Origin of the sequence: Lentzea waywayandensis, from assembly GCF_900115955.1 — a bacterium.
Classification (GTDB): domain Bacteria; phylum Actinomycetota; class Actinomycetes; order Mycobacteriales; family Pseudonocardiaceae; genus Lentzea; species Lentzea waywayandensis.
This window is the reverse complement of sequence record NZ_FOYL01000011.1, coordinates 102,064-115,698: the sequence shown is the minus strand read 5'-3', so window position 1 is coordinate 115,698 and position 13,635 is coordinate 102,064. Positions and strand designations below refer to the sequence as shown.

The window sequence follows — 13,635 nt, the reverse complement described above, 5'->3', positions numbered from 1 at the left end:
CGTCGGTGCAGGCGGTGCTCGCCCGGCGCAGGGCGGGGGGCAGCCGAACCCGACGCCGGTGATCGACGCGGTCTGGCTGCGCGAACTGTGCCTCGCGGCGGGCGCGGACGACGCGGCCGCGGTGAGCCTCGACCACGCCGACCTGGCAGGCGAGCGCGAGCACGCGCTGGCCGCGTTGCCCGGCACCCGCTCCCTTGTCGCGATGGTGTTCCGGATGAACCGCGACAACTGCCGCTCCCCGGCCCGCAGCGTCGCGAACCAGGAGTTCCACCAGACCGACGAACAGGCCAACCACGCCGCCCGCGGCGTCACCCAGGCCTTGCAGGACGCCGGCTACCGCGCGCTCAACCCGTCCGTCGCCTTTCCCCAGGAGATGGACCGCTATCCCGGACGGATCTGGGTGGTCGCGCACAAGACCGTCGCGGTGGCCGCGGGGCTCGGTGTCATGGGCCTGCACCGCAACGTGATCCACCCGAAGTTCGGCAGCTTCGTGCTGCTGGCCACCGTGCTGGTCGACGCGGAGGTCAGCCACTACGGCCAGGCGCTCGACTACAACCCGTGCATCGACTGCAAGTTGTGCGTCGCCGCCTGCCCGGTCGGCGCCATCCGCAAGACCGGCGAGTTCGACGGGCTGGCCTGCGCCACGCACAACTACCGCGAGTTCATGAGCGGGTTCACCGACTGGGTGCAGACCGTGGCCGACAGCGAGGACGCCGCCGACTACCGCTCCCGCGTCACCGACTCCGAAAGCGCCTCCATGTGGCAGAGCCTCGCCTCGCCGCCCGGCTACAAGTCCGGCTACTGCCTGGCCGTCTGCCCCGCAGGCGAGGACGTCCTCGGCCCGTACCTCGATGACCGCAAGACCTTCATGGACACGGTGCTGCGACCGCTGCAGGAGAAGAAGGAGACCCTCTACGTCCTGCCGGGCTCGCCCGCGCAGGAGTACGCCCAGCGCCGCTTCCCCCACAAACCCACCAAGGAGGTCAGCGGCGGCTGGCAACCCCCTGCCAAGAAGCCTTGATCAGGACCCGCGAAACCCGGCTCAGTCGGCGTCAATGCCACAGCTGTCGACGTCGACACCGCCGCCGCCGCCGCGAGAGCGCCTCCTGCGGCTGGGCGAATCCTCGGGAAAACCGAAGACCCCGCCAGCCACGAGAGTCAACCCCAGGAGGCTCATGACCAGCACGCCCACCACGCGTTCGGATACATCGGTGCCGCGCCCGATCAGACTGCCCACGAAGCCGACGTGGCCTGTTGCCAACAGCACGGCGTAGACGATGGAACCCGCTCCGAACAGAGCCGCGGCAACGCGGCCTGCCACTGTCCCGTTGCGCCCAGGCTGCTGAGCGGGTGGTGTCGGCGGTGCGGCCGGCGCGGGTGAGTTGAACACGTGAACGCCGTCGGGTCCGGCGACCGAGTTGGCGACGGCCTGTGCGCGCCAGTACTCGGACCATTGGGTGGAGGAGTCGAACCGGGCGCCGCCGAACGCGGAGAGGTCGTTGGGGAGCACGGCCCTCGTGAGGTTCGTGCCGCGCAGGCTGGCGTTGCGGAAGGTGCAGGACGTCAGCACCGCGCCGCTGAGGTCGGCTCCGTCCAGCACCGCGCCGTCGAAGCTCCCACCGTCGACGTTGACGCCGGACAGGTCGGCCTCGGCGAGGTCGGCACGCTCGAAGCTGGTCATTTCGAACTGGTTGCGCCGGAGATCAAGTCCGGAGAGGTTGGCGCCCCTGAGGTTGGCTCCGTCGAAGTCCGGGGTTTCGATCTCAGCCCAGCGAAGGTCCGCACCGGACAGGTTCACCTTGGCGAGCTCGGCACTGCGGGCACCCCACCAGGTGATCTTGCGGAAGTCGGCGCCGCGGAGATCTGCACCGTGCAGATCTGTTCCGTGCAAACCGTCCATGCGAGGAAAGGTGATTCCGCGCAGGTCGGCGCCGGGGACGAGCCGGCCGCGGAAGTCATCGGCTTCCATCGACCGATTGTGGCACCGCCGATTGGCCAGGTGTTCCTGCGGACGGACGGCTACGACTTGACCAAGCGCAGTAGCTGAGTCCACTGGTTTGCCGTGAGCGGAAGCCGAACGGACGGCGCCTTGCTGTCCCGAACCCCGATGCCTCGGCCCACCTCAACGCAGTTGCCGTCGCTGCCGCTGTAACTACTCTTCCGCCACCTGGCCATGCTGAAACTCCTCACCGATGATGTCGGTGATCAGCTTCCTGGTTTGCGCCTCGTCCAACGCCGCCCGTCCGAGTGACATCAACGCGGTGTCGTAGAGACCGACTGAAGGCTGATCTTCAAGAAAGACGTTAGCCCCCTCGCTCTCCACGTAGACGATCGGCGGGATCTTCTTGAACTTCAACAGGTCGAAGTCACCCGCGAGCCCGGCGTGCGGCCCGAACGCGGTGGGAACCACCCGGATCGTCAGGTACGGCCGCACCGAGAGCCGCAGCAGGTGGTGGTACTGCTCCGCCATGATCTCCGGGCTTCCGACCGGCAGTCTTAGCGCCTGCTCGTGCATGTAGATCGTGACGGTCCGGTAGCCGTCGAGAACGGTCATCTGACGCGCGATTCGATTGCTGATCACCGTGGGTCGCTCGTCGGCTGACAGCTTGCTCGAAGCGTGCACCACGTAAGGGATGTAGTCGGGCGCCTGCAGCAGGCCGTGCACGACGTTCATGGACCAGCCGGTGATCTCCGAGGCGATCTTCTCGTGTTCGCGCAGTGTTCGCGCAGTGTTCGCGCAGTGTGCGCGCTCGGTCCGTGACGCCGGATTTGGCTGGCTGCAACCAGTCGCGTTGGTGCGTTTCGTGGTGCAGCGCCATCAGGTGATCGAACTCGTCAGGCGGCGTTCGAAGGAGTCCCAGCAGCTTGGCCAGGTCGACGTCGCTGACGCTTTCCTTGCCGTTGACCAGTTCCGAGACTTTGGCTTCCTGCCAGCCCAGCAACTCGGCGGCGGCCCGGTTGGTGAGGTCGGCCGCCCGCAGCAGCGCCCGGATCGCGTCGCCGAACTCGCGGCCGCGCACCGTTGATCTCCGCAAAGGCATGCGGGAAGGTAGAGCCGTTGTTCCGTTTGGCTCCACCCATTCCCCGCAGATCAACCTGAAAGCATGCTGTTTGGATTTCTTCCAAAGTCACCGGCGGCGGACGCGAGGCAGCTTGGCGATCTTCGCTTCGGCCTGTTCGTCCTCGATGATGCCCGTCCGCGCACGGCGTCGCAGCTTGCGGGCCACGATCTCGGCGAGCGGTGAGTCGCTCCACTTGCGCCACCAGGACCCCTTGGGGCGTCTGCGCTTGATCTCGGACTCGATGTCGTCGGGCTGGGCGGCCACGAGCACCTGGTGGTCACGGCGTCGGTTGGCACGTTCGCGGTTGCGTTTGTTCCGCTGGATGTTCTTGCGGGAGCTCTTGTCGTTCTCCCCGTAGCTGTTGCGGTGGTCCTTGGCGTAGCTCAACGCCTTCTTCTCCTGCGGCGACTTCCTGGTCACAGGCCGACTTTACGGAGCGTCAGGCGACGGGGGCCCAACATGAAGCCGCCGTCGGCGAGGATCTCCGCACCCGTCGCGAACCGCGCCTCGTCGGAGGCCGCGAACAGGATGAAGCCCGCGATCTCGTCCGGGGTGGCCTGGCGCGGGATGGCGAAGTCGGCGACCGGCACGAGTTCGCTGCCGTCCGGGGCGTAGGCCAGGGGTGTGCCGATGATGCCGGGGTGCACGGAGTTGACGCGGATGTTGTCGCGCGCCAGTTCCTTGGCGGCGGCGCGCATCAGGCCGCGCAATGCCCATTTGCTGCTGCTGTAGGCGACGAGTCCCGGTGCGGCGGTGAGGCCGCCGATGGAGTTGACGTTGACGACCACGCCGCCGCCCGCCTTGCGCATGGACGGTGCCGTGCCGCGGATGCCGAGCAGCGCGCCGGTGAGGTTGGTGTCGAGCACGCGCCGGAACTCGTCGAGCGGGATGCTCTCGGTCGTGCCGACGCTGAGGTAGGCGGCGTTGTTGATCAGGACGTCGACTGGTCCGAAGCGTTCTTCGGTGCGGGCGACGGCGTCGGTCCAGTCGGGCTCGCTGGTGACGTCGAGTCGGACTGGACCGACGGGCCGTCGAGGGTGGCGGCGATCTGCTGGCCATGGTGGTCACGCTGGTGATCAGCCAGGAGACGGCTTCGTGGTCGTTGAAGTCGCTCCGCGTGGACGGATCAGGTGGCAGGAAGGCCGTGACGGCGGTTGTGGAGGGGCTCATCCGGCCGTGAAATCCGCGGGTTTTGCTCAGGCGTGCTAAGTTTTGCTCATGCGAGCAAAGTCCGTGACCGAGCAGGCCCGGCGGGCGCAGATCGTGGCGGCGGCGATCGCCACGCTCGCGGAGCTGGACTACGCGGAGACGTCGTTCAAGGCGATCGCGGCGCGGGCCGGACTGAGCAGCACGGGCCTGATCTCGTACCACTTCAAGAACAAGCAGGAGCTCGTCGACGTGGTGTTCGCGGACATCTTGGAGCGCTTCCAAGGGTTCGTGAGCACGCGGATGAACCAGGCGAGCGCTCGCGAGGAACTGCGGGCGTTCCTGGTCGCCAACATCGCGTTTCTGCGCGAGCACCGCGCGGACATGGTGGCGTTCCTGCGGATCAGGGCCCACGCGGCGGTGACGGACGGGGGCATCGCCGACTCCGATCACGCGGGGCTCGCCGGTCTGCTCAGACAGGGGCAGGACGCCGGCGAGTTCCGCGTGTTCGACCCGGACGTGATGGCCGTGTTCGTCCTCGCGCTGCGCAACAGCGTCGTGCAGCGGTCCGGGTCACTCGATCTCGACGTCTGCGAACGGGAGTTGGTCGCGGCCGTCGACCTGGCCACAAGGGGTTAGCCATGCGTCGGGGGACGTTGCTAGTTGCCGCATTACTGCTGCTCAGCGCGTGTGGGAAGGGGGAAGCCATGCCATCGGACGTCGTTGCGACCGATACCGGGCAGGTGCGGGGTGAGGTGCGGGAGGGGCATCTGCGGTTCCAGGGGATTCCGTACGCGGCCAAGCCGGAGCGGTGGAAGCCGCCAGTGCGGGCCGCGGCGTGGAGCGGAGTGCGGGACGCGCTGAAGCCGGGCAGTCCATGTCCGCAGGTCGGGTCCAGCTACTCGGACACGAAGAGCACGGACGAGGACTGCCTGTTCGTCAACGTCACGACGCCGTCCACGAACGGGCGCAAGCCGGTGCTGGTGTGGGTGCACGGCGACGGCGCGATCGGGGCCGGGCACTTCTTCGACGCGGAACGCCTTGCGCGGCAAGGGGATGTCGTCGTGGTGACGTTCAACTACCGGATGGGGGTGTTCGCCGGGTTCGGCCTGCCGGGCCTCGAGCACTCCGGCGAGTTCGGGCTGCTCGACCAGCGGGCGGCGTTGGAGTGGGTCCAACGCAACATCTCCGGTTTCGGCGGGGATCCGGGCAACGTGACGTTGTTCGGGGTGTCCTTCGGGGCGACCGCGGTGAGCGCGCACCTCATCGGGCAGAAGCCCCTGTTCCACAAGGCGATCATGCACAGCTCGTTCACGCTCGTGGACGTGCCTCGCGGTGCCTGGTTCCCGGACCTGGAGGCGTTGCCGTCGCTCGCGTGGCGGCCGGTGCCGGAGATCCAGGAGATCGGCAAGATGATCAGCGCCGAACTGGGCTGCGCGGACGTCGAGTGTCTGCGGCAGCTGCCGGTGGAGAAGCTGCTGGACTACCCGCAGATCATGAACATCTTCCAGTCCGTCGGCTACGGCGGCTCGCTGCTCCCCCGGTTGCCGGGCGAGTCGCTGGAGGCGGGCGAGTTCGCCGACGTGCCGATCCTGGCCGGCGCGACGCGCGACGAGCACAACAGCTTCGTCGGCCTGTTCCAGCCGGACCCGATGTCCGCCGAGGACTACTCGCGGCTCGTGCGGGAGGCGTTCCCCGGCCGCGCGGCCGAGATCGAGCGCGAGTACCCGGTCAGCGCGTTCGCGTCACCGAAGCAGGCGTGGGCGACGCTGCTGACGGACCGCATGTGGGCGCGGGCTACGTTCCGGCAGAACACGCTGTACGCGAAGAAGGCGCCCGTCTACGCGTTCGAGTTCGCCGATCGCAACGCGGCCACGGACCCGTCGTTCCCGCCCGAGCTGCACGGGGCGAACCACTCATCCGACATCGAGTACCTGTTCCCGGACGCGGACTTCGCCAAGGACCGCGGGCTGTCCGACCACATGATCAAGGCGTGGACGGACTTCGCCCGCACCGGATCGCCGGGCTGGCCGCGGTTCTCCGAGGGGCAGTACGTGCAGTCACTCGCTCCCGGCGCCATCGGTCGCGTGGACTACGCCGCTGAGCACAGGCTTCCGTTCTGGAACTAGACGGGAGGCCGCGGCGAGGAGCGCCAGTCCGGCCACCACGTACCAGGGGTGGCTGATCAGGAACTCCTCGCCGCCCGTCAGCGGGTTGTCGAGCACGCCGAGGCGGTCGAGTGCCCACGCGACCGCGGCGACGAGAGCGAACGACGCTCCACCGAGCCGGACCGCGCGGTACCACCGCGTGCCGGACAGCACGTACAGCGACGGGAAGAGCAGCGCGACCGTCACCAGCTGCGCTAGCTCCACACCGACGTTGAACGCCAGCAGAGCGAGCAACGACGGCGTGCCGTCGAGTCCGAGGCCGTCCAGGATGCCCGCGAACGCGAGGCCGTGGACCAGGCCGAACGCCCCGGCGATGACGTTCTCGCCGTGCCGGGCGAGCGGGCGCAGGGCGTGCACCGCGGCGACCCCGACCGACACGGCGATCAGCACCTCGACCGGTGTGCCCGGCAGCGAGATCCAGCCGAGCGCGGACGCGATGAGCGTGAGCGAGTGGCCGATGGTGAACGCCGTGACGACGCCGAGGAGCGATCGTGCTGTGGGAGCGAGCGGCTTGCGCCCACGCCATCGGCCCGCGACGAGTGCCACGGGCGCGACCAGCAGCAGGGTGATCAGGAACAGCAGGTGGTCGGCGCCCTCCAGCACGTGGTGGAAGCCGTAGCCGATCATGTCGGCGACGCCGGTCGAGGCGGCGTCGCCGATCCGGATGGACGTGTCGTCCGCGGTCAGGACACCCGCCGTGGAGATCTTGCCTGCGGTGTCGGTGAGGACCACGACCGCCTGATGCGCCTGGTCGGCCTCGATGATCCCGTCGTAGGTGAGGGTGAACGTGGACGGGTCGGCACCGGCGGCGTCGAGCGCCACGTCGACGCTGAACGACTCGATGCCCTCGACCTGTTCGAGCACGGGGTTCGACACGGTCTCGGCCCACTCCGCGCCGTCGGCACCGGTGACGGTCAGGTGCTCGCCGATGTAGGCGGCGTACTCGGCGGTCGTCGCGTTGTCGACACCGAGGGCCTGGTCGACGGTGTCCACGGCGACGCTGACGGTCGTGTTCACGGCGCTGTCGGTGACACGCACGGACAGGGTGCTGCTGTCGAGGCTGTGCGCGTGGGCCGGGGTGGAGCCGAGCAGCAGAAGGCCGAGCAGAACGGCGGTCACGCGCCGGAGGAATCGCCAGGTCATGCGGTTGATGCTCGGGAGCGAACCTGTGCGTTCGTTGTGAGCCTGCTGTGTACAGCCTGCTCACAGACAACGCACAAGGTCCGTCCAGCTCCGGCGCCTTTTCTGGCTCTCAACAGACCCCGACGTCCCCGGAGCCGACCATGAAGATCCGCAAGACCATCGCCGCCGCCGCTCTGCTGCTCGTCGCCGTCGTGCCTCTCGCGGCCTGCGGCACCACCGGTGAGACGGCCACCACTTCCGCGACCACCCAGGTGCAGCAGGCCGGTCCTGGAGGCCAGAGCGGGCCCGGCGGTGTCGACGTCAGCTCGGTGTCGTCGGTCGAGGACCTGAACGCGCTGGTCCAGTCCGCGTACGGCGAGGCGGGCCTCGGTCTGCATCGCGGACACGAGCCGGTGCAGGACGTGCTCGACGAGGTGCTGTCGATCAGTCACGACGAACTGCACGTGCGGATGGACTCCGGGCAGAACCTCGCCGCCATCGCCACCGACCTCGGCATCGACCCTCAGACGCTCGTGGACGCGATGGTCGAGTCGTGGAGTCCGGCGATCGACGACCTGGTCAGCGCCGGCACCATCACGCAGGCGCAGGGCGAGCAGTACCGGGCCGCGCTGACCGAGGCGTTCACGTTCAAGGTGAACTGGGATGGTCAGGAGGCGACTCCGACCTTCACCGGGGCCTGATTGCTTCGGCGGCCTTGATGACGTGCTCGATCTGGTCTCTGGTGAGGCGCCGGACGTCCCAGACGAGGTCGCCGACGTTCACCGGGGCCGGGTCCGGAGTGATGCCGGTGAGCCTCGCGAGGTCGGCGGCGGGAACGTCGAGCAGCGCGCAGAGGTCGCCGAGCAGGTCAGGCGTGAGCTCCTTGCCGCCGTGGCCGATCATCCCGTAGGTGGAGACCGCCCAGTACCGGCGGCCTCTGGTCACCATGTAGACCGACTTCGCAACGGCGCCAAGGTTCATGTTCCGGTTGCGCAGCAGCCGCATGACGAGCGGACCGGGACCTTCGGCGTCGTACGCGTGCGGGATGCCGACGGGATCCGTGCGTTCCCGCTGCGGCAGTGACCGCACGAGAGCGCGCACCTCGGCCCGCCCGTCGGCGTTCAACGGCAGGAAGGCACGCAACAGGCCGGGGATGCTGCCGCCCGCTGTGCTGTCACGCGGTGCCAACTCGTCCGGCACCGGCTGACCGGCGATCACCAGCCTGTCCGATTCGTGCGACTTCTCCCCCATGTGCACGAGCCTAGGCCGGGAATCGCTACGCTGGATCACGTGCCTGGCACCCGCAGCTCGCGAACCCGCGCGTATCTCGCGCGGGTTTTCGCCGTGCTCGCGCTGGTAGCCGGGGTCGCGATGATGCAGGGCACCCCGTGTGAGACGGAGTTCGCCTGGACCGCGCAGTGCCCCACGTCGAGCACGCACGCGGTCGCCCACTCGGCCGCAGCCGACGACGGCGGGCTGATCGAGGGCATCCTCGTCGCCGGTGCCTGTCTCGTGGTGGCGCTCGCCGTGCTGATCGGGTTTGCCGTGGCGCGGCGGTCCGGCTCGTTCCCAGTGCTCACAGGGCGTCTGCCTTCGGTTCTTTCTCCCCCTTCACGTCGGCTGGAAGTGCGGCTGGCGCAGCTCTGCGTGCTGCGCGCCTAGACCGAACCCGTTCTGCGGTTCGGTCCATCCCGCCTTCGTGGAGGTTTCTTCGTCATGTCCAAGAACGCTCGTCTGTCCCTGATCATCGTCGCCGTCGTGGCGGTCGTGGTCGCCGGCTTCTTCCTCTTCAGCCGCAACGACACCACCGCGGCGCCGCAGTCCGCTGACGGCAAGGTGACCGTCGTCGAGTACCTCGACCTCGAGTGCCCCTCGTGCCGGGCCGCCTTCCCCGGTGTGGAGAGGCTGAAGACCGAGTACGGCGACCGCGTGACGTTCGACGTGCGGCACTTCCCGATTCCCAGCCACCGCAACGCCGAGCTCGCGGCCGTCGCGGTCGAGGCGGCGGGGGCGCAGGGCAAGCGGGACGACATGTTCCGGCTGATGTTCGACTCGCAGCAGGAGTGGGGCGGTCAGCAGACGTCGCAGCGCGCGGTGTTCAGCGGGTTCGCCCAGCAGCTCGGGCTCGACGGCGCCGCGTTCGAGAAGGCGCTGGACGACCCGGCACTGAAGGAGCGCGTGCTGGCGCAGCGCACGGAAGGCGGCAAGGCCGGCGTCACGGGCACGCCGACGTTCTTCATCAACGGCACCAAGTTCACCGGCGCGCCCACCTACGACGGCCTGAAGGCAGCGATCGAGAAGGTGCGTTCGTGAACCGGATCGTCGCCTGGGTGCTGGCGGTCGGCGGGTTCATCGGGCTCGCCGCGTCGTTCGTGCTCACGATCGAGAAGATCGCGCTGCTCAAGGATCCGTTCTACGTGCCGACGTGCAGCATCAACCCGGTGCTGAGCTGCGGCTCGATCATGAAGACCGCGCAGGCCGAGGTGTTCGGGTTCCCCAACCCGCTGATCGGCATCGCGGGCTTCGCGGTGGTGACGACGCTCGGCGTGCTGCTGGTCGCCGGGGTGTCGTTGCCGTCGTGGGTGTGGATCGGGCTGCAGGTCGGGGTGATGTTCGGCGTGCTGTTCGTGCACTGGCTGATGTTCCAGTCGCTGTACGAGATCGGCGCGCTGTGCCCGTACTGCATGGTCGTGTGGGCGGTGACGATCCCGATCTTCTGGTACACGACGCTGCGCAACATCCGGCCGACGTTCCAGTTCCACAGCGTCGTGCTGATCCTGTGGTACCTGGTGATCGCGGCCGGAGTGTTGCAGGCGTTCTGGTTCTACTGGTCGTCGCTGTTCTAGCTGCCCGCCACGACCCAGTCGCCGAACGGCGCGTCCGGGCCGACTGCCGTCTGCACGCGGTACCGCAGGCGCATGTCGGCTCCGAGGACGAACACTCGCACGAGTCCCTGCGCGTCCACCACGGCTGATGGACCGACTTCGACGTAACCGCCGAGGTCGGTCCACGGCGTGAAGTTCCCGGCAGCGTCCTGACGCACCATGCTCAGGCCGTAGTCGTTGTTGCGCGCGAAGGCGAGCGTTCGTCCGCCGGAGGTCACCGCGGCGACGGGGCCGAGGCCGCCCATGCCGCCGATGTTCTTCTGCGTCGTCTCCCAGGTGCCGTTCGGCGTCTGTTCCCGCAGCGTGCCGACGGAACCGTCGTTGGTACGGCGGCTGAAGACCCGGACCCGGTTCGCGTCCAGTGCCACGCCGACGGAGGCGGAGCTCTCCGCGCCGGTCGTCAGCGCCTGGTAGATCGTGGAGCCGCCGACGTTCTGGTACCAGTGGAACGTCCGGCCGTTGCCGTCGCCGAACACGTGCATGCGCCCGCCCGGTGCGGTGATGGCGGAGAGCTGGGACATCGCCTTGCCGTTGCCGCCGACCGCGGTGGCCCACGTGCTGTTGAAGCCAGTGCCCTCCTGCCACTTGTTGCCGAGCGTGCCGGACCTGTTGACCACGAACAGTTCCAGCAGGCCGTTCGACACGGCCAGCACCGGTGTCTGGTAGGCGGGCGAGGAGTTGTTGGGGTTGCCGAGCGAGGTCCACGCGCCGAAGCTCTGCGCGCCGGCCGCGGTCTGCGTGCACGTGCGGATCGCCGCCGTGTCCAGGTCGAGGACCGCGAGCTGAAGGCGGTTGTCGCCGCGCATGGCCACCGCGACGCCCGGTGCGAACGAGCCGTTCAGCAGGGCGGTGGGGCCGACCCACGCGCCGCCGTTGGGCTGGCGCCACCACATCAGCGAGTCGCCCGCGACGATGAACGCGTGGACGGTGCCGGCACTGTCCATCGTGGACCACTGCGGTGCGACGGGCCAGCGTTCGTAGGAGCGGGACATGTTCACGTCGAACGTGTCGCCGGTCAACGGGTCCAGCGCCTTGTACTTGTTGTACGCGGCGGTCTTCGGGGTGCGCAGCGCGGCCGGCACGTTCGCCGGCGCATGGCGGGTGTTGTAACAGCGGTAGCGGACCAGCAACGCGAACGTGCGTCCGGTCGGGCCCATGTACGACTTCACGGCCTTCTGCGCGAACTTCGCCGTGTGGAGGTGGTCGAGGTGCTCCGGCATGCCGTTGGCGTAGCGGACGTCGTCGGGGAACGGGTCCTGGCAGCGCACGACCGTCGCCTGGAACTGCTGAAGGAGTCCTACCAGGACGTTCACCACGTCGGCGTGTCTGTAGGTCTGCACGCGGTTGGCCGGGCTGCCGGTCGGGACGATGGTGCTGGTGCTGTACGAGGTGTTGGTCCAGAGGTTCTTGGTCGCGTCCAGGTGCAGGTCGTCGCCGCCGTCGGGCAGGTTGAGATAGATCAGCTGCACGGTCGGCTTGCCGTCGAGGGTGTTGACCTCGACGGTCTTGCCCGCGACGACCATCGCCGTGCGGGTCCACTGGCTCGCCACCCCGGCCAGCGACGCGTAGGCGTTGCGCTGGCCCTTGTGCAGCTCGGCGGACAGCTGCTCGCGGGTGAGGTTGTCGGTGCCGTTGAACTCGTCGGCGGTGAGGACGATCGTCCTCACCGGACACCCGGACAGGATCGCGGGCTGGATGTCGGGGTTGATGAACAGCAGGTCGTCATCGGAATGCGCGATGATGTTCACGAAGCTCGCACCCGTTGGGGCGGCGGCATGTGCGGTGCCGGTGTTGACTCCCACCGCCGTCAACGCGGCCGCGGCGCCACTCGCCTTGAGGACCGTGCGTCTGCTGATCTTCGGCATTGGTGTGCCTCCCGCTGTTCCGATGCCCGGACTTCGGTCGGCAATGAATCTTTGTTACACGTGCGTCGTGCGAAGCAATTCGCGCAATCCATCGATGCCGGTGAAGTGGTGTCCGCGCATCCCGGCCAGTTCGGCGGCCCGCACGTTCTCCAGCCTGTCGTCCACGAACAGGATGTCGTCGTCGCCCAGCGCGTCGCGGCACCACTCGAAGGCCGCGCGCTCCGGCTTGGCATGCCCGATTCGGCACGAGAACGCGCGCACCTCGAACAGGTCCAGCCACGCGTAGGTGCGTTCGAAGTTCCGCACGTGGTCCTCGGGGATGTTGGACAGCAACGCGATGCGCTGACCCGCGTTGTGCAGTTCGTGCAGCAGCGCGACCATCTCGTAGTCGACGCGGCTCCAGCTCGCGACGTCCTTCTCCACGAGTGGCGGGTGGCCGACGAGCGCCCAGTACTCCTGCGCCGTCACGTCGCCGCGGTCGTAGGCGGGGCGGTGCGCCCAGTAGGCGTCCCAGAAGTCCGGGTCGGTGCTCATCGTGGCCATGACCTCGGGCGACTGGTCGCGGGCGATCACGCCGAACATGTCGAACAGCACGATCATGCCGTCACCACCGTGACGCCCGCGGCGGTCAGGCCGTCGTCGCCGTCCGCGTCGGTGACCACGGCGTGCAGCGCGGACACCGGGGCGACGTGGGCGAGGGCGGTGCGGGTCAGTTTCGAGGCGTCGACCGCGGCGATCACGCGCCGGGCCGAGGTGATGGCGGCTCGTTTCACCGAGGCGTCCTCCAGGTCGAAGGCGGTCAGGCCGTGTGCCGCGGACAGGCCACAGCAGCCGATCACGGCGGTGTCGAAGCGCAGTGCTTGCAGCGAGGCCAAGGTCAGCGGGCCGGTGAGGGCGAGTTCGCCGGGGCGGGGTCGGCCGCCGGGTACGAGCAGCGTGAGCGTCGACGACGAAGACAGCGCGTTCACGGCGTGCAGCGACAACGGCATGACGGTCAGGCGGCGGTCGTGCAGCAGGCGGGCCACTTCGAGGCAGGTGGTGCCGCTGTCCAGGACGACGGACTCCCCGTCCGCGATCAGGGCGGCCACAGCGGCGGCGATGCGCCGCTTGGCGTCCGTGTTCTCGTCCGAGCGCAACGCGAACGGCGGTTCCTCGCCGCGCAGCAGCAGGCTCCTGGCGCCGCCGCGATAGCGTTCGAGAACGCCCTGAGCTGCGAGGACCTCCAGGTCGCGGCGGATGGTCATCTCGGAGGCACCGGTCATCGTCGCCAGGTCCGCCACCCCGAGGGAGCCGGCGTCGCGGACCGCCTCGGTGATCTGCTTCAGTCGGGACACGGCCGTGATTGAACACGAGTGATGTTCGAAACTCAATCTTTCGAACAGGCAGA

The 13,635-nt window shown here is 68.5% G+C and carries 16 protein-coding genes and 2 pseudogenes; 7 read left to right on the top strand and 11 right to left on the bottom strand.

The genetic code is table 11. The features are described 5' to 3' along the window. Window positions 1–58 precede the first annotated feature (58 nt). Window positions 59–1,021 (top strand): 4Fe-4S binding protein, encoded by a 963-nt coding sequence (locus BM417_RS49420; protein ID WP_245822340.1) that lies wholly within the window; start codon window positions 59–61, stop codon window positions 1,019–1,021. 21 nt (window positions 1,022–1,042) lie between these two features. Here the strand turns inward: BM417_RS49420 and BM417_RS34020 are convergent, their stop codons facing one another. The 6 genes and pseudogenes from BM417_RS34020 to BM417_RS33995 all read right to left on the bottom strand — a co-directional run. Next, window positions 1,043–1,969: a pentapeptide repeat-containing protein gene (locus BM417_RS34020; RefSeq protein WP_093603022.1), complete on the bottom strand. Its 927-nt coding sequence runs from the start codon at window positions 1,967–1,969 to the stop codon at window positions 1,043–1,045. A gap of 50 nt (window positions 1,970–2,019) precedes the next feature. Beyond that, window positions 2,020–2,175 carry a DUF397 domain-containing protein gene (locus tag BM417_RS34015; protein ID WP_093603020.1) on the bottom strand — a complete coding sequence of 52 codons (156 nt, stop codon included), beginning with the start codon at window positions 2,173–2,175 and terminating at the stop codon, window positions 2,020–2,022. After that, window positions 2,153–2,674 carry a DUF5753 domain-containing protein gene (locus BM417_RS49415; RefSeq protein ID WP_245822339.1) on the bottom strand — a complete coding sequence of 174 codons (522 nt, stop codon included), beginning with the start codon at window positions 2,672–2,674 and terminating at the stop codon, window positions 2,153–2,155. The genes BM417_RS34015 and BM417_RS49415 overlap by 23 nt, the downstream gene beginning before the upstream one ends. 205 nt (window positions 2,675–2,879) lie before the next feature. After that, window positions 2,880–3,041 (bottom strand): annotated as a pseudogene (locus BM417_RS50375) (hypothetical protein); the annotation flags it as partial. 87 nt (window positions 3,042–3,128) lie between these two features. Next, a complete protein-coding gene (locus BM417_RS34000; RefSeq protein WP_093603014.1) occupies window positions 3,129–3,482 on the bottom strand; it encodes a hypothetical protein in 354 nt (117 codons plus the stop codon). Next, window positions 3,479–4,075 (bottom strand): annotated as a pseudogene (locus tag BM417_RS33995) (SDR family NAD(P)-dependent oxidoreductase); the annotation flags it as partial. The pseudogene BM417_RS33995 and the gene BM417_RS34000, both read right to left, overlap by 4 nt. A 205-nt stretch (window positions 4,076–4,280) precedes the next feature. Between BM417_RS33995 and BM417_RS33990 the strand changes: the two are divergent. Beyond that, a complete protein-coding gene (locus BM417_RS33990; protein ID WP_143138906.1) occupies window positions 4,281–4,847 on the top strand; it encodes a TetR/AcrR family transcriptional regulator in 567 nt (188 codons plus the stop codon). 68 nt (window positions 4,848–4,915) lie between these two features. Further along, window positions 4,916–6,337 (top strand): carboxylesterase/lipase family protein, encoded by a 1,422-nt coding sequence (locus BM417_RS33985; protein WP_245822337.1) that lies wholly within the window; start codon window positions 4,916–4,918, stop codon window positions 6,335–6,337. Here the strand turns inward: BM417_RS33985 and BM417_RS33980 are convergent. After that, on the bottom strand, window positions 6,269–7,519 hold the full coding sequence (locus BM417_RS33980; RefSeq protein ID WP_093603006.1) for a HupE/UreJ family protein: 1,251 nt from the start codon (window positions 7,517–7,519) through the stop codon (window positions 6,269–6,271). The genes BM417_RS33985 and BM417_RS33980 overlap by 69 nt on opposite strands. A 140-nt stretch (window positions 7,520–7,659) precedes the next feature. Between BM417_RS33980 and BM417_RS33975 the strand changes: the two genes are divergently transcribed. After that, window positions 7,660–8,199 (top strand): hypothetical protein, encoded by a 540-nt coding sequence (locus BM417_RS33975; protein ID WP_093603004.1) that lies wholly within the window; start codon window positions 7,660–7,662, stop codon window positions 8,197–8,199. Here the strand turns inward: BM417_RS33975 and BM417_RS33970 are convergent. Continuing rightward, entirely contained in the window at window positions 8,186–8,749 is a 564-nt protein-coding gene (locus BM417_RS33970) for a hypothetical protein (RefSeq protein WP_093603002.1), read from the bottom strand. The two genes, BM417_RS33975 and BM417_RS33970, sit on opposite strands and share 14 nt — an antisense overlap. Window positions 8,750–8,788: 39 nt before the next feature. Here BM417_RS33970 and BM417_RS33965 point away from each other — a divergent pair, with 39 nt between their 5' ends. From BM417_RS33965 to BM417_RS33955, 3 genes are read left to right on the top strand one after another with little or no spacing between them, the layout of a single operon-like run. Next, a complete protein-coding gene (locus BM417_RS33965; protein WP_093603000.1) occupies window positions 8,789–9,160 on the top strand; it encodes a hypothetical protein in 372 nt (123 codons plus the stop codon). A gap of 54 nt (window positions 9,161–9,214) precedes the next feature. Then, a complete protein-coding gene (locus tag BM417_RS33960) occupies window positions 9,215–9,811 on the top strand; it encodes a DsbA family protein (protein WP_093602998.1) in 597 nt (198 codons plus the stop codon). Beyond that, window positions 9,808–10,344, top strand: coding sequence for a vitamin K epoxide reductase family protein (locus BM417_RS33955; protein ID WP_093602996.1), 537 nt, complete (start codon window positions 9,808–9,810; stop codon window positions 10,342–10,344). The genes BM417_RS33960 and BM417_RS33955 overlap by 4 nt, the downstream gene beginning before the upstream one ends. Here the strand turns inward: BM417_RS33955 and BM417_RS33950 are convergent. The 3 genes from BM417_RS33950 to BM417_RS33940 are packed head-to-tail and all read right to left on the bottom strand — an operon-like array spanning window position 10,341 to window position 13,582. Then, the gene (locus BM417_RS33950) at window positions 10,341–12,248 is read right to left on the bottom strand and encodes a twin-arginine translocation signal domain-containing protein (protein WP_093602994.1); all 1,908 of its coding nucleotides are present in this window, start codon (window positions 12,246–12,248) and stop codon (window positions 10,341–10,343) included. The genes BM417_RS33955 and BM417_RS33950 overlap by 4 nt on opposite strands. Before the next feature lie 54 nt (window positions 12,249–12,302). Further along, the gene (locus BM417_RS33945) at window positions 12,303–12,848 is read right to left on the bottom strand and encodes an HAD family hydrolase (RefSeq protein ID WP_093602992.1); all 546 of its coding nucleotides are present in this window, start codon (window positions 12,846–12,848) and stop codon (window positions 12,303–12,305) included. After that, window positions 12,845–13,582 (bottom strand): DeoR/GlpR family DNA-binding transcription regulator, encoded by a 738-nt coding sequence (locus BM417_RS33940; RefSeq protein ID WP_245822336.1) that lies wholly within the window; start codon window positions 13,580–13,582, stop codon window positions 12,845–12,847. Before BM417_RS33940 ends, BM417_RS33945 begins: the two co-directional genes overlap by 4 nt. Window positions 13,583–13,635: the final 53 nt, after the last annotated feature.

What these genes read in the sequence shown, in the direction of transcription:
- BM417_RS34020 (WP_093603022.1), bottom strand. Translation starts at nt 1,969, where the DNA reads ATGGAAGCCGATGACTTCCGCGGCCGGCTCGTCCCCGGCGCCGACCTG.
- BM417_RS34015 (WP_093603020.1), bottom strand. Translation starts at nt 2,175, where the DNA reads ATGGCCAGGTGGCGGAAGAGTAGTTACAGCGGCAGCGACGGCAACTGC.
- BM417_RS49415 (WP_245822339.1), bottom strand. Translation starts at nt 2,674, where the DNA reads ATGAACGTCGTGCACGGCCTGCTGCAGGCGCCCGACTACATCCCTTAC.
- BM417_RS33990 (WP_143138906.1), top strand. Translation starts at nt 4,281, where the DNA reads ATGCGAGCAAAGTCCGTGACCGAGCAGGCCCGGCGGGCGCAGATCGTG.
- BM417_RS33985 (WP_245822337.1), top strand. Translation starts at nt 4,916, where the DNA reads ATGCCATCGGACGTCGTTGCGACCGATACCGGGCAGGTGCGGGGTGAG.
- BM417_RS33980 (WP_093603006.1), bottom strand. Translation starts at nt 7,519, where the DNA reads ATGACCTGGCGATTCCTCCGGCGCGTGACCGCCGTTCTGCTCGGCCTT.
- BM417_RS33975 (WP_093603004.1), top strand. Translation starts at nt 7,660, where the DNA reads ATGAAGATCCGCAAGACCATCGCCGCCGCCGCTCTGCTGCTCGTCGCC.
- BM417_RS33970 (WP_093603002.1), bottom strand. Translation starts at nt 8,749, where the DNA reads ATGGGGGAGAAGTCGCACGAATCGGACAGGCTGGTGATCGCCGGTCAG.
- BM417_RS33960 (WP_093602998.1), top strand. Translation starts at nt 9,215, where the DNA reads ATGTCCAAGAACGCTCGTCTGTCCCTGATCATCGTCGCCGTCGTGGCG.
- BM417_RS33950 (WP_093602994.1), bottom strand. Translation starts at nt 12,248, where the DNA reads ATGCCGAAGATCAGCAGACGCACGGTCCTCAAGGCGAGTGGCGCCGCG.
- BM417_RS33945 (WP_093602992.1), bottom strand. Translation starts at nt 12,848, where the DNA reads ATGATCGTGCTGTTCGACATGTTCGGCGTGATCGCCCGCGACCAGTCG.